A 16,430-nucleotide genomic window follows, 5' to 3' on the forward strand; every position below is an offset into this window, starting at 1 on the left:
CAACTTTATTAGTATAGCATGAAAACAGGAGTTGTCAAGTTGCAGGCCAATATATTAAAATACAAAACTATACCTTTTCAAGCAGCAGGATTCCAAGTATAATTGAAAGAAAAGAGATTTGTCGTAAAGCGGCGAAATTAAAGGTGGGAGATATTTGCGGCGGCATCAAATGTGGGTGTTGACCTTTATGCTTGGAATCAGCATTCTTATAGCAATTTATTATAAAATGAATCATACAGACAGCTTTGCAGTAAAGGGAACCGTGGATACGGAAGAATCGACGGTGGGCAGCAGAGGGGTCTTTCCGTTAAATGGGGAGTGGGAATTCTACTGGGGGCAGCTCCTGGAACCGGAGGATTTTAAGAACGGAGTGGGAGCACCTTCCTATATGGTGGTTCCCGGGAGCTGGAGAAAGGATATTTATGGACAGAAGTATCCGGAATATGGATGTGCTACCTACCGCCTCACCCTGACAAATGTCCATCCTGGGGTTATTTATGGTATTAAAAAGCAGAGTATTAGAATTGCCAGTAAAATATATGTCAATGGAAAGCTTCTTATACAGAGTGGCGTTGTATCGGATTCCGTAAAGGGCGAAGATATGGGAAATACGCCGGGAGCAGCGTATTTTCAGGCGGATGCGGAGAAAATTGAGATTATTATACAGGTATCAAGCCATAAGATCTTTGGAGGGGGAATTGCGGAATCCATTTATTTTGGAGATCAACAGGAGATTACCTCCTTTTTTGCCAAAAATATTGTTCACGATATGCTGCCCATTGCCTTTAGCTTTGGAGTGGCGGCTGTATACCTGATTATTGTCTTGTTAATCCCCGGTTATTATAAAAAGGAAAAAGCAAGTGTCTTTTTCCCAATGGGAGCGGCTTCCCTGGCATTAATCAATGGAACCATAGGGGAACGGATCGTGAAATATATCCTGCCGGGTATATCGGCGGAGGCTCTTTTGAATCTGGAGTCCGTCGTGATATGCATGGGTATCCTTTCGGTTATGATGACGGTCTATCATTTGGATAAGAAATTTATTTCTACCCTGTTCAGAAATCTCGTACTGCTGACACAAGGCTTATTTGCCCTGCTTTATATGGTTTTGCCTGCGGAAACTCCGGGAATCCGTACGTTATTCATTATTATTGATTTACTTACTTTATTTGTAATTGAATACCGGGTATTTTATCTTTATATAAAAAGGACTGCTTTAGGAATTACCGGAATAGAACATGGCCTTCTCGTTCTGGTATTGTATTTTATCGACGTATATTGTATTGACCAGATGGTTTTTACCAGGGGACTAATTGGGAATGACAGGATGTCACTGATATCAAGTGTTCTATATATTTTTGTTTGGGTGTTTTTGCTTACTTACAGGTATCATGCTATGTTTAAAAAGAACGAGGAACTGACAGTGGCATTGCTGGAAAGCAATTATAACATGGAGAGAATATCAAACCATGCGGAGCGGAGTGAAATCGCATTTTTGCAGGCGCAGATAAAACCCCATTTTCTGTTTAATTCCTTAAACAGTATCCTTGGCCTCTGCTATACCAACCCGTCAAAGGCCTCTGAGCTTCTGTGGCATCTGGCGGAATTTTTAAAGAGCGCTTTTGATATTGATACGACGTCGGAATTTATCATGATAGAAAGTGAGCTGGAAAGTATCCGCTCCTATGTATTTATAGAAAAGACACGGTTTGGGAAAAGGCTGGAGGTGGAGATGGACATTGAGGACTCTCTGAAACAGCAAAGGATAGTGCCATTACTGATTCAGCCCCTGGTAGAAAATGCAATCCGCCATGGAGCTTTAAAAAGAGAAGAAGGCGGAAAGGTCAGATTATCGATTCAAAAGGAGGAGGGCTTTGGAGTTGTTGCAGTATACGATAACGGCCCGGGCTTTTCGCCAAACAGCCGGACAAGGCTGGATAGGAAAACAGGGAATACAGGAACTGAGCGGGAAGGAGTCGGCGTTGGGAACATAAAGAAACGGTTAATGCATCACTATGGAGAAGAACTGCACATAGAAGAGCAGGAAGAAGGGGTTAAAGTATGGTTTCGGTTTCACTTGGAAGAGGAGGACGGCCATGGTAAGGGCAGTAATTGTGGATGATGAGATTCTGGTGCTGGATTACATAAAAGAAATATTATTGGAACAGAAGGTAGAGATTGTAGGAGAGTACACAAGAGGAAGAACTGCACTTGAACTCATCCCGGAGTTAAAGCCTGATATTATATTTCTTGACATAGAAATGCCGGGTATTAACGGAATAGAGCTTGCCACAGAGATAACCGGAAGGCTTGACGCTGCTAATATTGTATTTGTAACGGCATATGATAAATATGCAATTGAGGCCTTTAAGCTGAATGCCCTGCATTATATCCTTAAGCCTCCAAGCAGGAATGACATAGCGCAGGCCTTAACCAGAGTCAGAAAGGCTGACTTGGCTACTGCTCCTTCCTGCGGGGAAATATATATCCGGCTTTTTGGCAAGATTGCTATACAGGATGCAGAGGGGAACTCTTTACTGAAATGGCCTACCCAGAAAACAGAAGAAATGTTTGCGCTGCTTCTGTTGTTTGGAAAGAAGGGCATTGACAAATGGAGCCTGATTGAGAAGCTTTGGCCCTTATCGGAAAAGATTAAAGTCGAGCACACGATGTATACCACCATATACCGTATGAAGAAAGCCTTGCAGGAGGCGGGAATAAAGTCTGTACTCAATAACAGGCTGGGTCAGTACTTCTTTGAGATAGAAGGGATATGGTGTGATGTGGTTCAACTGGAAACGATTTATGAGGCATTCCAGAAAGGGGAAGAACAGGAAGAGCGTATTAGTGAACAACTGTTTTTCATTTATCAGGGGGCATTGTTTGGCAGCAAGGATTATCTTTGGGGAGAGCTGCAAAAGTATGTTTATCAAAATATGTTTGACAGACTATGTGATGCATTGATCGGTATATATAAGAAAAAAGGGAATGGAGACAAAATGGAGGAAATCTATTTAAATCAACAGCTGCGAAATGAGATATAGAATTTTAAAGCAATCATTAATAACCCGAGTCTTAGGCGGAAGAATAGCTTCTCTGCCTGGGGCTTTTTTTTGTGAGAATTTTGTGAAAACGGGGTGCTATAATAACCTCTACGAATATTCCGGAAGGTATAGGGAAGGAGGATATGGAAGCTAATTTATGCGTAAGAAAAATCGGATAGTTATAGTTAATACATGAATGCCTGTAATAAAGAAGAGCAGCAGGAAACTGACGGTGGATTGACAGAAATACGATAGGAGAAAAGTAAGATGAGAAAAACAAAAGACTTGTTTAAAAGATTTTTATGCATTGTATTATCATTACTGATGCTGAATCTTGGAATTCCTCAGTATACGGTTTTGGCAGCAGAGGAATATTCATTAACAACAGTAGCCGGAACCGGAGCGCTAGGCAATGCAGGTGATGGTGGAAAGGCTGTTTCAGCCACTTTCTATAATCCTTATGGAATTGCAGCAGACAATGCCGGAAATCTGTATATTGCAGATACCTATAATAACAGGGTACGAAAGGTTACGGCAGACGGAAGCATTATTACGGTAGCGGGAACCGGAAATGGCAATTACTCGGGCGATGGAGGTTCTGCAATAAATGCAGAATTGGCACAACCTACCGGAGTTGCAGTAGACAGCAACGGTAATCTGTACATAGCGGATAGTGGTAATAACCGAATTCGAAAGGTTACAACAGCCGGAATCATCAGTACAATAGCAGGAACCGGAGTCGCCGGTTATTCAGGTGACGGAGGGAATGCCATTGATGCTCAATTAGATGGTCCTTTTGGGGTGGCACTGGACAGCCAGGGAGCTCTTTATATATCTGATCGAATCAATAACAGAGTCCGTAAGGTGACAGCAGACGGAATCATCAGCACAGTAGCAGGAACTGGAGTTGACGGTTATTCAGGTGACGGAGGGAGTGCTGTCCTTGCCCAATTAGGCCGTCCTAATGGAATAACATTGGATAGCCAGGATAATCTGTACATAGCAGACTACGATAATGAGAGGGTCCGTATGGTATCAAAGGGCGGAATTATCAGCACGGTAGCGGGTAATGGAAATAATGCCTATACAGGAGATGATGGACCTGCTGTTTCTGCTGGATTAAGAGGGCCTGCAGGAGTAGCTGTTGATGACAGTGGCAGCCTGTATATAATAGAATTATTAAATCAGGTGGTACGTAAGGTGGCAGTAGATGGAACCATCAGCACGGTAGCAGGAAATTTTGCCCCCCTGTATGCGGATTTCTACTATCCGTTCGGTATAGCAATTGATAAAAACGGGAACTTATTTGTAGCAGATTCTTATCACAATCAAATCAAGAAGATAGCTGCAGTTACTTATTCAGCGGCCTTATCCCAAAGCGGGGAGCACACTTTTACCGAGCTGCCGGAAGGTTATACATCCGGTGACATAGAAAGCAAAACGGTAAGAGTAACTAAGACAGGCACAGGAAATCTGACGAACCTGAAGGTTGTTTTAAGCGGCAGCGGGGCAGGCAGTTTTGAGCTTGGAACCCTTACGGCAGCTGCACTGAATAATATCACACAGACCGCTGATTTTACGGTAAAGGCAAAGGAAGGGCTGGTGCCGGGAACCTATACGGCTACGGTAACTGTATCTGCAGATAAGATGCAGGATATAAGCTTTACTGTGAAACAGGTAATAACGGAAGCAGCAAATGCAGAAGTACCTCTGATTATCAGCCAGCCAGAGGATATAATTGTACAAGTGGGAGCTGTGGCAGTTCTTGAAGTGGATGCAGCAGAAGCAGCAAAGGGAACCTTAAGCTATCAGTGGTATCGTAATACCGTGGATAGTAATACAGTAGGAACACTTATAGACGGGGCGAACCTGCCAGTTTATACAACACCAACAGAGCAGGAAGGAATCACCTGGTATTATTGCATCGTAACGAACACGGATTCTACGGTTACCGGAAATAAAACTGCAAGTGTAACCAGCAGGGCAGCCAAGGCAGAAGTAAATGCATTAACCAATGCAGATGCACCCAGGATTATAAAACAGCCCCAGGATATAACGGTGCGAAAGGGAGAGGAAGCAGTTCTGGAGACAGCAGCTGCAGTCAGCGGTGGAAGCATTACCTATCAATGGTATCGTAATACGGCGAACGGAACGGATGGAGGAACTTCCATAGATGGTGCTGTGCAGGCTAGTTACACGGCACAGACGGACACAGAAGGAAAGGTATGGTATTACTGCAAGATAACGAATACAGATCCTGGTGTCAGCGGTAATAAGACGGTGACTGTAACTACAAGGGTTGCTGCTGTAACGGTAAGGGCAGAGCAAGAGCCCGCAGCTTATACCTTGACAGTAATAAACGGAAGCGGCAGCGGAGCCTATACAGAAAATACCAATGTTTCTATTACTGCAAACCAGGCACCGGCAGGAAAGGTATTTCTTGGATGGACGGCAACAGGTAATGTGCACTTCCAAAATGCTGCATCAGCAAGCACAGTTTTCAGTATGCCGGCGGAGAATGTTACAGTTACAGCAGTGTATCAAAACATAACTACAGGGACCGGAACCCCCGCGCCTTCTACCGGAGATAAGGATAAAACAGAAGAAAAGACAATTGAAGTGGTAGAAGCTCCGGAGGGTATACCGAACAAATCACTGATAACAGTAGAGGAACTTGGTAATGCCTTTGATAAATCAGTGGAGGTTCGCTTAAAGGTAGATTCCATAGCGAAGCAAGAGGTAAGAAATGCGCTGGAAACAGATACAATTGGTTTGAACACGGAAACCATACGGATATTTCCGCTGGATATCAGCTTATATATCAAGGGAACTAATACCAAAGTACAGCCTGCACAGGGAACCTCCGTGCGGATTACCTGCCCGGTTCCGACAGAGCTTCTTTCAGAAAAGGAAAAGCTGTTAGTGGTGACGGTGGTAGACGGTAAGCTTAAGATTCTTCCGGCAGAACTGACAACGAAGGACGGAGTAGACTGTATTCAGTTTAACGCAGTTCATTTCTCTCCCTATGCCTTCGTTGTAGACAGTGACGGAAAGCTGGCAGAAGGAGCACATACAGTAACGGATATCACTGTGACAGAGGGAACTCTTACGGATATCAGACCTGAGAACCTGCCGGCAGAGGCAGAGGTGAAATATCATATATCCACACCGACCCATATCAGCATTGACAGCGAAGGGAAGCTTTTTGCCAAGAAGGCCGGAAGTGCAGTTTATATGACCGCAGTAACCTATGGCGGTAAAACGAAAGTTTATGCGGTAAAGGTTAAGGTAAAGAAAGCCCAGGGAGGCACTAAGGCGGGATTTATCAGGTACTATGGAGATATCTTTGCATATAAAGAGGTCAATTACAGAATTACTGCCAAAGCTTCCGGTACGGGGACAGGAGAGGCTGCCGTTGCGAATAACCAGATAAATGCAAAGCTTCCAGGTAAAGTGGTAATACCTGAGACAATTGTCTGGAAGGGAAAGAAATACAAGGTGACTTCTATAGATGAAAGTGCCTTCTACAACCAAAAAACTATAACCTCTGTAACCATACCTGCTAATATAAAGGTAATCTCCCCCACTGCTTTTACCTCCTGCAGCCTGTTAAAGGAGTTCAAGGTGGACAGGGCAAACAGACAGTATTCAGCAAAAGGCGGTATGCTCTTAAACAAGCAGGGCACAGCGCTGCTGGCCTATCCCTCTGCATCCGGCACGGTTGTCATTGACAGGAAGATAACGGAAATAGGGAGCTATGCCTTTAGTGTTTGCAAACAATTAAAAGCAGTTGTAATACCGGATACGGTAAGAAGTATCGGAGGGTGTGCTTTTGCCCACTCGAATACACTGGAAAAGGTGGTATTCCAAAGCAGTCAGGTGCCGGAAATGATCTTCTACTCTGTATTTGAAAAAGTAAAGAATACCTGCATTTTTCAGGTACCGGCTTCTTCAAAAGAGTTATATGTCCAGGCAATGCAGGATGCATGGCTGCCGAAGGGCATTGTAATGAAAGGAAAATAAAACATAAGGCTTTATCCCCTAATTAAATAAGGCTTTTTCGAGAGTGTCCCAAAAGTAAATGTAAAACTACTTTTGAGACACTCTTGTTAATTTTGTAGTAAACAAAGGGATTTAGGAGCTGGAATTAAAGAGTAAAATTCGGATTTTAATTGGCGGATGAATTAAGAATGATATCTCCTGCCTTGTGTTTTTCGGTTGTAGTTAGGTATTTATAATACTGAAAATAAACCAATTTACTGTTTTCGGTTGTAGCAATTATGGTTACCTTATCAACCAATTCGCCGGCTTCGTCTTCCTCATTATTGGTATAAATTTCTTTATGATTAAGGATATCTATGTCATTCTCCTCCTGAATTGACTTAAGAAGCTGGTTTATTTCCTCGGAGGTAAAAGATTCTGAACTATAGTCGTCCAAATCAAAGCTTGTAAGAGGAGCCTCTTTAGAGGCGGTTTCTTCAGGTGTGTTAATCCAATTCCAAAAATTACCCAGGTTAGAGGCGATAATGATAACGGGAAAGAGCAGGATAATCACCATTGCTATTTTATAAAAATGGAGTGCAGTCCTTTTTTTCTGATTCCTGTTATCAAGGTAAAAAGCGGATGAAGGAGGGTTGTATTTCCCGCATTTAGGGCAGATGCCATCACAACGGTCATAATTGTACACTATACCGCAGTCGACACATTTTAGCATGGCCTTTTTTTCAGGGCCGTCTATGATGGTATCTTTTACTTGTTCCGTAGGCTTCCTGGAGACCTCGCCCTCCTTTGTATCAATAAAATGCCAGATCCATGAGGTGATGGTCAAAAGAAACCAGCTGATACACAACGCGGCCAGAATCAGACTGAAGGGTGTTTTCATCAAAGCGGCGGTAATGAAGGGGATGCTAAAGGTCTCGGAGCCGGTGACCAGCATCATTGTAAAGATATTGAGGAAGAACAGCATAATACCAATTATCAGAATACCCAGAGCATTCCATTCTTTCGTCACATACTCTCTGTTTCTATGTAAATTCACAGCTTTGGGCTTTTGCTGTAAAAATGCAATGATTATTTTAACCAGACCGAAAGTCAGCAGGAGTTTGCGTGACAGGACAATACCCTTATCAGGAATAAAGACACCTATGACTAGCAGTGTGATTCCAAAATACAGGTAGATGGCGGAAGTTAAGACCAGTAGAGGAGCTGCATCCGGAGACAGGTGGAAGAAGTAGGGCAAGATTAAATTTGCAGCTGCCAGCAGTATAATTAAGGTGGTGAGCAGAGAGCAGAGTATGCTCATTATATTCTTAATAGTATTTCTTCTTTTGTGCATTGATGTTGTAGTCCTCCTGTGTTATGTTTTGACACAAGTATATTGTAGCATAGGGGTGAAGTACACTACAATAAAATTTGACCATTTTGCACATCGTGATGGTGAATATTATATTTCAGAGGAAGATAAAGATAACTGTACAAATCAGATGAACATTAGAGTGATTAAAGCCATGACAAAAGCAGCATAGAATATCATGAAAAATAAGCTTCTGCTTCTGTAAGTGTCTTAAGGCTTTAAAAGAGGGTCACTCAATTTCATGAGACGCTTGGTGCCTTGCAATAACTGGTTACATAATATATAATTATTTTAAAGTTAATGGAGGAAATGAATATGTATAAAAGCCTTTTATTCTTTGGAAATAAATTACGATAATAATATTGTAAACATTATATGTTAACTGTGCCTATGGATTTAGTGTAGGCTTATTTGTCATAGAATCAAGGAGATTATAGATTGAAAAATGCAAAAATGCGTTACATTTTAATCTATCTATATAAGCAGTGTCACAAGCAATCTTGAGGCGTGCTGGGAGGGCATAGCAGTAAGTATGAAAATAGAAAATAATATTATCAAATATTATTTAAAGAATGTGATGTTTATAACAGGGACAGCATATGCGGGAAAATCGACAATGGCAGCAATGCTGGCAGAAAGATATGGATTGATGCATTGCGGAGAGAATTATCATTTTAGATTTCCCAGGGAACTTTTGGTGCGGGAACGCCAGCCTAATTTATGTTACTTTGATACAATGAAAGATTGGCAGGAATTTTTACAAAGGACACCGGATGAATATGAAAAATGGATATTTGAAAGTGCCAGGGAAGCTGCTGAGATTGAAGTGGCGGAGCTGATCAGCTTATCACAAAATGAGAGAGTGATTGCTGACACCAATATACCTCTTGATTTATTGCATGAGATAGCAGATTATCACCAGGTAGCAGTTATGCTGTCACCGCAGGCAATGTCTGTTGAGAATTTTTTCGATCGGGAGGATGCTGAGAAGACCTTTTTGAGGGAGCAGATAATGCAGGCAGAAGACCCGGCTTGCACGATGGAAAATTTTAAAGCATGCATAGCATTAGTCAACAGCAAAGAACATTATGAGGAGTATGCCAATAGTGGTTTTTTCACACTGGTTAGAGAGGATACCACTGCTGATACAAAAGAAACGACATTGGAAAGGCTGGCGAAGCATTTTGGTTTAACTCTATAACAAAGGTTGCAAATGCTATAAAAGAGATAAAGCTTCTGCAACTGTCATAAAAAGTTGATAAAATACATCGAGAAAAACAAAAAACAGGATGTTATAATACTTTATGGGGTGAAGAAAATGCCAGATCATTGTATGCAGAAAGCATTGGAATATATAGATAATCATATTATGAGTGATATTAGTCTTAATGATATTGCCTTTGAAGCAGGATTTTCTGTCCCGCAGTTCTACCGGCTATTTAAGAGATTGACCGGAGATACTTTAGGTTCCTATATATTAAGGCGAAAACTGATTATTGCATCAAGAGAGGTGAAGGACGGGAATAAGTCCATAAGCAGGATTGCCTTCGACTATGGATTTTCGTCTCATGATGTATTTACTCGTGCTTTTATAAGGGTGTTTGGCATATCACCCAAGGAGTACCGCAAGGTGGGAGAAATCCCGCCCTTAAAAAGGTATTCGGTAGAATATAACGTGCAGGAAAAAGATGCTTACCAAATGGAATTCAGAATAGTTAATTTACCTGGTTTTGAGGTGATTGGATTAGAATGCAACGCTGAAATTTGGGATGGTAACGGCAACATTGGAAAGTTATGGAATGAATTTTTAATGCGGATGGAGGAGATTAATCCGCTTCAAAGCTCTGCGACCATGTATGGTATCTGTGAACATGAATATTGTGACAGTAAGCATTTTAAATATATGGCCGCAGTTGGAATAAATAAGGCTGAAAAAGTTCCGCAGGACATGGTAATCAGGCATATAAAACCACAGAGCTATTTTCAGGCATGGGTTCCTGCTTCAATTAGTGTGCCGGATGCTTATTCGGCTGCTATCGGCTATGCAAAAAGTCTGGGATATGAAATAGAGAATTATGATAATATTGAAGTATATGATGAAGCATTTAAAGATCCGGCTTACTATAGTTTTGAATTACTGATTCCAGTGAAGTAATCTATAATCATTGAATTCTTTGTGCATTTCTATACTTTAATACAGGAGGTTCAGATGTCTGATTTACTGATTGAAAAGATTAAAACAAGGCTATATGAAAATAGGTTGTCTTTTAGTAAGAAGCCTATTGTGATAGGCGGCATGGCAATGGAATATTATGGTATGAGGAAATCAGGTCCTGATATTGATTTAGTAATATCCAATGAAGATTATGTTGCACTTGCAAAGCAGTATCCGGACAAGAGAAAAGATATTTATGGTGATTTAGGAGTGGTCATTAGTGAATTTGAAATATGGAGAAGTATTGCTTTATTGGATTATAATTTCCTGCTAAAGGATGCAATTGATGAGGTGAATGTTTGTATAGTATCATTAGATAGACTTTTATTAATGCGTGTATGTGCTATGGAAACTGCAAAATACAGAACTGATTTAGAAACCATGAAAGAATATTATTATAAACATTTCCGGAATCAGAATTTTTTGCAGGAAGCCAGTAAGCATAGTATGTCTTATGATAAAAATGGCGGAATCATATTTAGTGGTAAGTATGAAGAGGAATAAATTATTTTCGATAGTCAGAACGATAGTGGATAAGATATAACAGAAAAACTATAAGCTGAAGATGGGGAAAAGGATATGGAGAAAAATGTTATGGGGAAAAAGGATATGGGATTGATGAAATGCGTTGATTGCATAGAACTGTATGTACCGGATTTAAAAGAGGGTGTGGATTATTATTCGAAGCTTGGATTAAAGGTATTATGGAAAAATGATACTTCTGTCGGAATGGGCATGGAGGATGATTTTACAGAGGTCCTTTTACAAAACGAAAGAGAAAAGATGAATGTTGACTTCAAAGTGGAGTCAGTTATCAATACTGTGAATAAAATAAAAGAAATTGGAGGTCAAATCATCTGCGGACCATTTGATGTTCCGATTGGAAAATGTGCCGTTGTAAGAGATAGGTGGTCGAATGAATATGTGATACTTGATATGACAAAAGGCAGATATGTAACGGATAATGACGGAAATATATTAGATATAAAGTAACTATTTATGTTTATAATCAAAGGTAGGATAAATGATATACTATCCCTAAAGCAAACAGAAAACGATTATCCTGGACTTCGGACGGTTTAGGACAATCATTTTTTGCTGCTTATCTTTAAATTTCTAAGCGGTTTTATTCTTTTTACTACAAATCCAAACAAAAACAGTATGAGCCATAGGGTAATCAGGTGCAGCTTCATGAAGGTGGCTTTACTGGAAATGGTTACCATATGTTCATGCTTTTGCGGATACGTCAGCAATACATTTAGCAGCAGGGAATTTTCCAGTATATCGCATAAACCTCTGGCAACAGGAATGGATATGATGAAAAGGCGTAATAGCCTTGATTTGGACCAGCTGAATGCATGAAGCAGTATCAAAATCTGTAGTATCCCCAGGGCAAGGATAAACAAATAATCACCTATAAAGTATCTTTCATAGATAGTAAATCCCTCAGGCTTCATTTGAGCCAGTACTTTATATACGGTATGAACGTCATAGGATTTCATATCAAAGGTACCGTAGCCGTTATTAAATTTAGCTAATTCAGTACTGCTCCATGGACTGAGTTCAACCCAATATAATGTTATTGCAAACAATAGTATTGTACCGATAATGAAGTATTTAAAATATTTTCGTTTGATGGTAGCACCTCCTTTTATGATGGCACCTTTCCAGCATGTCTAATCTGTATGGCTGAAGTAAAGTACTATTCGGTTAAGTTATTTCTCCATATAGTTATGAATAAAGTTTTCAACATGCTGGCGTAATAGGGGCTCCAGTTTCTGCGTTTCTTCCTCCACTAAATGATATAGAAAAAAGGGAGAATATAATTCCATGGACATTACTTCTGCATTTCCCTTCCGAAGCTTTCCCTGGTCTATTAATGATTGGAAAAGCTTTGTTTGGAACTGGATTGGCATATCTATGAATATATGCTTATAAACCTCAGCCATTTGCGGGTTTTTGAACATTTCCATTACCAGCATTCTGCGAAACATAGTAACCCAGGAATCCTTTGTTTGATACAAAAACATAGTTATACACAAGTCTTCCAGAGCTTTCGGCGTATTTATCCGGGAAAAATCAAGCTCTTTGTATTTTTGCAGGAAACGCTCCTGGGATTCATCAACGATTGCATCAAAAATGGCCTGTTTATTTTTGAAATGCTTATAAAGCGCGCTGTTTTCAACACCAACTTCTTTTGCAATGCTGCGTACTGATACGCCAGCAAAACCATGAACCGAGAAAAGCTTCATGGATTCCTGCATGATTCTTTCTTTAGTAGTCAATTTAAAATCACTCCTTATATGGATTCAATTTAGGTGAGCACTCGCTAACCATTATAGTTAGCAAGTGCTCACTTGTCAATTGGAAAGTTTATTTTTGGTGAGAACATATGATTTGTGTTGTAATCCCGGATATGAATTATGTCTTGATAGAGCGGTGTTTAAGGGGAAGCAAGTATAATTTTCGGTCAACTTACGGATAACGTTTAATTCAAAATGTGCACAAACAAAAATTGAAAAATATTAGTTGCAAAGGAAACTATCTGATGCTATAATGGTTGCACAGGAAACTAACTAATACTAGGATGCTTGTATAGGAAGCGAACTAACACAACAAACTAATTACGGAAAGAGAGGTTTGTATGGCAGAGAATATAGGAAAACTAAATGCAGCAATCTATCGGAATATGCAGAGCATATTCAATTATAAATTGAAAGATGTTTCGATTCGGAGCGGTCAACATGACTTTTTTTTAGTAATATCCCTTAATGAGGGGATTTCCCAAAAGAAGCTTAGTGAAATACTTTATGTAGGTAAGTCAACTACGGCAAAGGTAGTTAAAAATCTGATGTCAAATGACTATATCTATAAGGAAAAAGACATCCATGACAAACGGCTGGAACATCTGTATCTTACAGAGAAGGGAAAGCAAATATCCGCTCTGATTAATGATACTTTTCAAGAGGGTGTTGCTATTGCAACAAAAGGTATCTCCGGACAAGATGTGGAGCAAACCCTTGCTGTTTTGAAAAGAATTTTAACAAATTTAGCGGAAGAAAAAGAGAAGCTGAGCTCTGAGCCGGACTTATCGGAGGATTTGTTATAAATACAATCCATTATGATAACTACTCCAAATATTATCCAATAAACATGACATACTGACACCCGAATGAAGATTTTAAATAGAATTCAACGTAAAGATGAGGTAATAAAATATGAAGAACAGCCAACCAATATGGACGAAAGGATTTATTCTGATAACAGTAGTTAATCTGCTGATTTTCTGCGGTTTTCAGATGCTTTTACCGACTCTTCCGATTTATATGAAGTCACTTGGCGGAACAAATGCTGCAATCGGCTGGATAGCCGGATTGTCGACCATAGCCTCTTTAATCGTTCGTCCTTTCTCTGGAACCGCACTGGACAAATTAGGCAGAAAGGGCGTACTTTTAAGCGGTATCCTTATAATCATGCTGGCTACTTTGGCATATATGTGCTTCCCTATTGTAGGAGTTATTCTTGCTGTCCGCCTGCTCCACGGTGTAGGATGGGGAATGGCCAGTACCGCCAGTAATACCGTAGCGACGGATGTAATACCAAAAGCACGGTTTGGAGAAGGAATGGGATTTTTCAGCCTTTCCACAAGCCTGGCAATGGCATTGGCTCCTGGAATCGGGCTTTTTATACTTGCCAGGTCCCACATTCAGGGACTGGTGCTTGTATCAATTGGGTTCGCAGCCATAGGGCTGATTATTTCCTTCTTTATTCCGTACAAAAAGGTGAAGGGAAAGGAAGTATCCGGAAAGGTAAGCCCATATGAGCGGACAGCAGTTAAACCCTCGATTGTTATGTTTTTTATTTGTGTTACCTATGGTTCCATTACCGGTTTTATAACCTTGTTTGCTATGGAATGCGGAATTGAAAATATTGGTATATTCTTTATGGTTTTTGCGTCTGCTATGGTTATTTCAAGACCGATTTTTGGAAAGCTGGTGGATAAGCTTGGATTTAATATTGCAGTGTATCCGGGGCTAATTGCTTTAGCTGTTTCTATGGTCATACTCCAAGGTTCTTCGTCTTTGCTGTCATTTCTGATCGTGGCGTTTTTATATGGTGTTGGCTTTGGAGCACTTCAATCAAGCCTGCAGACGCTGTCAGTTATAAAAGCACCCAAGGAGCGGCTGGGAGCAGCAAATGCAACGTTCTTTACCGGATTTGACGGAGGCATTGGATTTGGGTCAATTCTTGCAGGAATTGTTTCTGCTTCGATGGGTTACAGCCGTATGTATTTAGTGTTTACAATATTCTTAATAGTCTCGGCTGTGCTTTACTTTTTCTTAATTGGAAAAAATACAAAGAATATAAAAACGGCATAATGATGCAATACAGGAAGGATTTATTCTTTGGACTTTTCAAATATTTATTTTGCAGATACTGGAAAGACTTACTCTATAACTTGACATACTTGGAAAGAAGTGATAATTTCTTTATAGATTATACGACTGACGGAAGTGGAATCAACCACATGAAGTATAATAATAAAAGCCGACCGTCTGGGCGAGAGCCTGGATTGCCGGCTCTTTTATTGTATAAAGGAGTGTAGTTATATGAAGGAATTATTATTGAAGTATGGATGTAACCCACAGCAGAACCCGGCCAGAATTTATACGGTCAGCGGAGATTTGCCGCTTAAAATTCTTAATGGAAATCCAAGCTATATTAATCTTTTGGATGCACTGAACGGCTGGCAGCTTGTGAAGGAGTTAAAGGAAGCAACCGGGTTAGCGGCTGCTGCTTCCTTTAAGCATACCAGCCCTGCCGGGGCAGCAGTAGCAGTTCCGTTAACAGATGTTTTGATGAAGGAATATTTTGTACAAGAGGATAATTTGACTGATATCGCTGCTGCCTATATCAGGGCAAGAGGGGCGGACAGAATGTCATCCTATGGGGACTTTGCTGCCCTGTCGGAGGAGTGTGATGTTCAGACAGCAAAATATTTAGCAGGTGAATTTTCCGATGGAATCATAGCACCCGCCTATTCAGGAGAAGCGTTGGAGCTGTTAAGGAATAAGCGTAAAGGTAATTATCTGATTATCCAAATGGAGCCGGATTATATTCCGGGGGAAAAAGAGACGAGAGAGGTCTTTGGCATAACATTTGAGCAACAGCGCAATGATATTAAAATTACAGAAGCTTTATTGAATAATATACCAACCCAAAATAAGCTGATTCCCCAAGCAGCGAAAAGGGACCTTATGATCTCATTGATAATATTAAAATATACACAATCCAATTCCGTATGCTATGTAAAAGATGGCCAGGCAATCGGAATTGGGGCAGGGCAGCAGTCCAGAATTCATTGTACCAGACTGGCAGGAAATAAAGCAGATGCCTGGTTCTTAAGGCAGAACCCGAAGGTAACAGGCCTTCCTTTTAAAGAAAATTTGAAAAAAGCGGAAAAGGATAATGGGATTGACAGGTATATATCCGATGACTATATGGACATATTGGCAGATGGTATGTGGGAAACTATTTTTACGGAAAAACCGGAACCCTTCACCAGGGAAGAAAGGACAGAGTGGCTCAAAGGCTTAACCGGAGCAGCCTTAGGCTCGGATGCCTATTTTCCCTTTGGTGATAATATCGAACGTGCTGCTAAAAGCGGCGCTGCCTATATTGCACAACCAGGTGGCTCCATAAGAGATGCCGCTGTGATTGAGGCATGCGATAAATATAATATTGCCATGGCATTTACAGGGCTGCGCCTGTTTTATCATTAAAAGGAAGACTGGAATCATATAGTATGAAGGGGAAT

General features: G+C 40.6%; 13 protein-coding genes and 1 riboswitch. Of the genes, 10 read left to right on the forward strand and 3 right to left on the reverse strand.

The genetic code is table 11. The annotated features are described in order from the left end of the window. The first annotated feature begins 154 nt into the window (after positions 1 to 154). The 3 genes from BUB77_RS11970 to BUB77_RS11980 all read left to right on the forward strand — a co-directional run bounded on the left by BUB77_RS11970 (position 155) and on the right by BUB77_RS11980 (position 7,067). Complete coding sequence (locus tag BUB77_RS11970) at positions 155 to 2,122, forward strand: sensor histidine kinase (protein ID WP_139241166.1); 1,968 nt, start codon at positions 155 to 157, stop codon at positions 2,120 to 2,122. Beyond that, on the forward strand, positions 2,097 to 3,044 hold the full coding sequence (locus BUB77_RS11975; protein ID WP_073276132.1) for a LytR/AlgR family response regulator transcription factor: 948 nt from the start codon (positions 2,097 to 2,099) through the stop codon (positions 3,042 to 3,044). Before BUB77_RS11970 ends, BUB77_RS11975 begins: the two co-directional genes overlap by 26 nt. Before the next feature lie 267 nt (positions 3,045 to 3,311). Continuing rightward, on the forward strand, positions 3,312 to 7,067 hold the full coding sequence (locus BUB77_RS11980; protein ID WP_073276134.1) for an NHL domain-containing protein: 3,756 nt from the start codon (positions 3,312 to 3,314) through the stop codon (positions 7,065 to 7,067). Positions 7,068 to 7,212: 145 nt separating this feature from the next. Here BUB77_RS11980 and BUB77_RS11985 read toward each other — a convergent pair whose 3' ends face one another. Further along, positions 7,213 to 8,379, reverse strand: a complete 1,167-nt coding sequence (locus BUB77_RS11985) for a hypothetical protein (protein WP_073276136.1) — start codon at positions 8,377 to 8,379, stop codon at positions 7,213 to 7,215. 550 nt (positions 8,380 to 8,929) lie between these two features. On the opposite strand from BUB77_RS11985, the gene BUB77_RS11990 reads away from it, so the two are divergent. The 4 genes from BUB77_RS11990 to BUB77_RS12005 all read left to right on the forward strand — a co-directional run bounded on the left by BUB77_RS11990 (position 8,930) and on the right by BUB77_RS12005 (position 11,605). Beyond that, the gene (locus BUB77_RS11990; RefSeq protein ID WP_073276138.1) at positions 8,930 to 9,598 is read left to right on the forward strand and encodes a hypothetical protein; all 669 of its coding nucleotides are present in this window, start codon (positions 8,930 to 8,932) and stop codon (positions 9,596 to 9,598) included. A gap of 117 nt (positions 9,599 to 9,715) precedes the next feature. Next, positions 9,716 to 10,552 carry an AraC family transcriptional regulator gene (locus tag BUB77_RS11995; RefSeq protein ID WP_139241167.1) on the forward strand — a complete coding sequence of 279 codons (837 nt, stop codon included), beginning with the start codon at positions 9,716 to 9,718 and terminating at the stop codon, positions 10,550 to 10,552. A 54-nt stretch (positions 10,553 to 10,606) separates the two neighbouring features. Then, the gene (locus tag BUB77_RS12000; protein ID WP_073276142.1) at positions 10,607 to 11,116 is read left to right on the forward strand and encodes a hypothetical protein; all 510 of its coding nucleotides are present in this window, start codon (positions 10,607 to 10,609) and stop codon (positions 11,114 to 11,116) included. 75 nt (positions 11,117 to 11,191) lie between these two features. After that, complete coding sequence (locus BUB77_RS12005; protein ID WP_242962480.1) at positions 11,192 to 11,605, forward strand: VOC family protein; 414 nt, start codon at positions 11,192 to 11,194, stop codon at positions 11,603 to 11,605. Positions 11,606 to 11,700: 95 nt separating this feature from the next. On the opposite strand, the gene BUB77_RS12010 is transcribed toward BUB77_RS12005, so the two are convergent. Both BUB77_RS12010 and BUB77_RS12015 read right to left on the reverse strand, forming a co-directional pair. Then, positions 11,701 to 12,204, reverse strand: coding sequence for a hypothetical protein (locus BUB77_RS12010; protein ID WP_073276144.1), 504 nt, complete (start codon positions 12,202 to 12,204; stop codon positions 11,701 to 11,703). Positions 12,205 to 12,327: 123 nt separating this feature from the next. Next, complete coding sequence (locus tag BUB77_RS12015; RefSeq protein ID WP_139241168.1) at positions 12,328 to 12,897, reverse strand: TetR/AcrR family transcriptional regulator; 570 nt, start codon at positions 12,895 to 12,897, stop codon at positions 12,328 to 12,330. 359 nt (positions 12,898 to 13,256) lie between these two features. Here BUB77_RS12015 and BUB77_RS12020 point away from each other — a divergent pair, with 359 nt between their 5' ends. The 3 genes from BUB77_RS12020 (at position 13,257) to BUB77_RS12030 (ending at position 16,395) form a co-directional block, all read left to right on the forward strand. After that, positions 13,257 to 13,721, forward strand: coding sequence for a MarR family winged helix-turn-helix transcriptional regulator (locus tag BUB77_RS12020; protein WP_073276148.1), 465 nt, complete (start codon positions 13,257 to 13,259; stop codon positions 13,719 to 13,721). A gap of 109 nt (positions 13,722 to 13,830) precedes the next feature. After that, positions 13,831 to 14,991 carry an MFS transporter gene (locus BUB77_RS12025; protein ID WP_073276150.1) on the forward strand — a complete coding sequence of 387 codons (1,161 nt, stop codon included), beginning with the start codon at positions 13,831 to 13,833 and terminating at the stop codon, positions 14,989 to 14,991. Between the two features lie 112 nt (positions 14,992 to 15,103). Continuing rightward, positions 15,104 to 15,181: riboswitch (ZMP/ZTP riboswitch) on the forward strand. Positions 15,182 to 15,222: 41 nt separating this feature from the next. After that, the gene (locus BUB77_RS12030) at positions 15,223 to 16,395 is read left to right on the forward strand and encodes a phosphoribosylaminoimidazolecarboxamide formyltransferase (RefSeq protein ID WP_073276152.1); all 1,173 of its coding nucleotides are present in this window, start codon (positions 15,223 to 15,225) and stop codon (positions 16,393 to 16,395) included. The last annotated feature ends 35 nt before the right edge of the window (positions 16,396 to 16,430 follow it).

Source organism: Anaerocolumna jejuensis DSM 15929 (assembly GCF_900142215.1).
In the GTDB taxonomy this organism is placed as follows: domain Bacteria; phylum Bacillota; class Clostridia; order Lachnospirales; family Lachnospiraceae; genus Anaerocolumna; species Anaerocolumna jejuensis.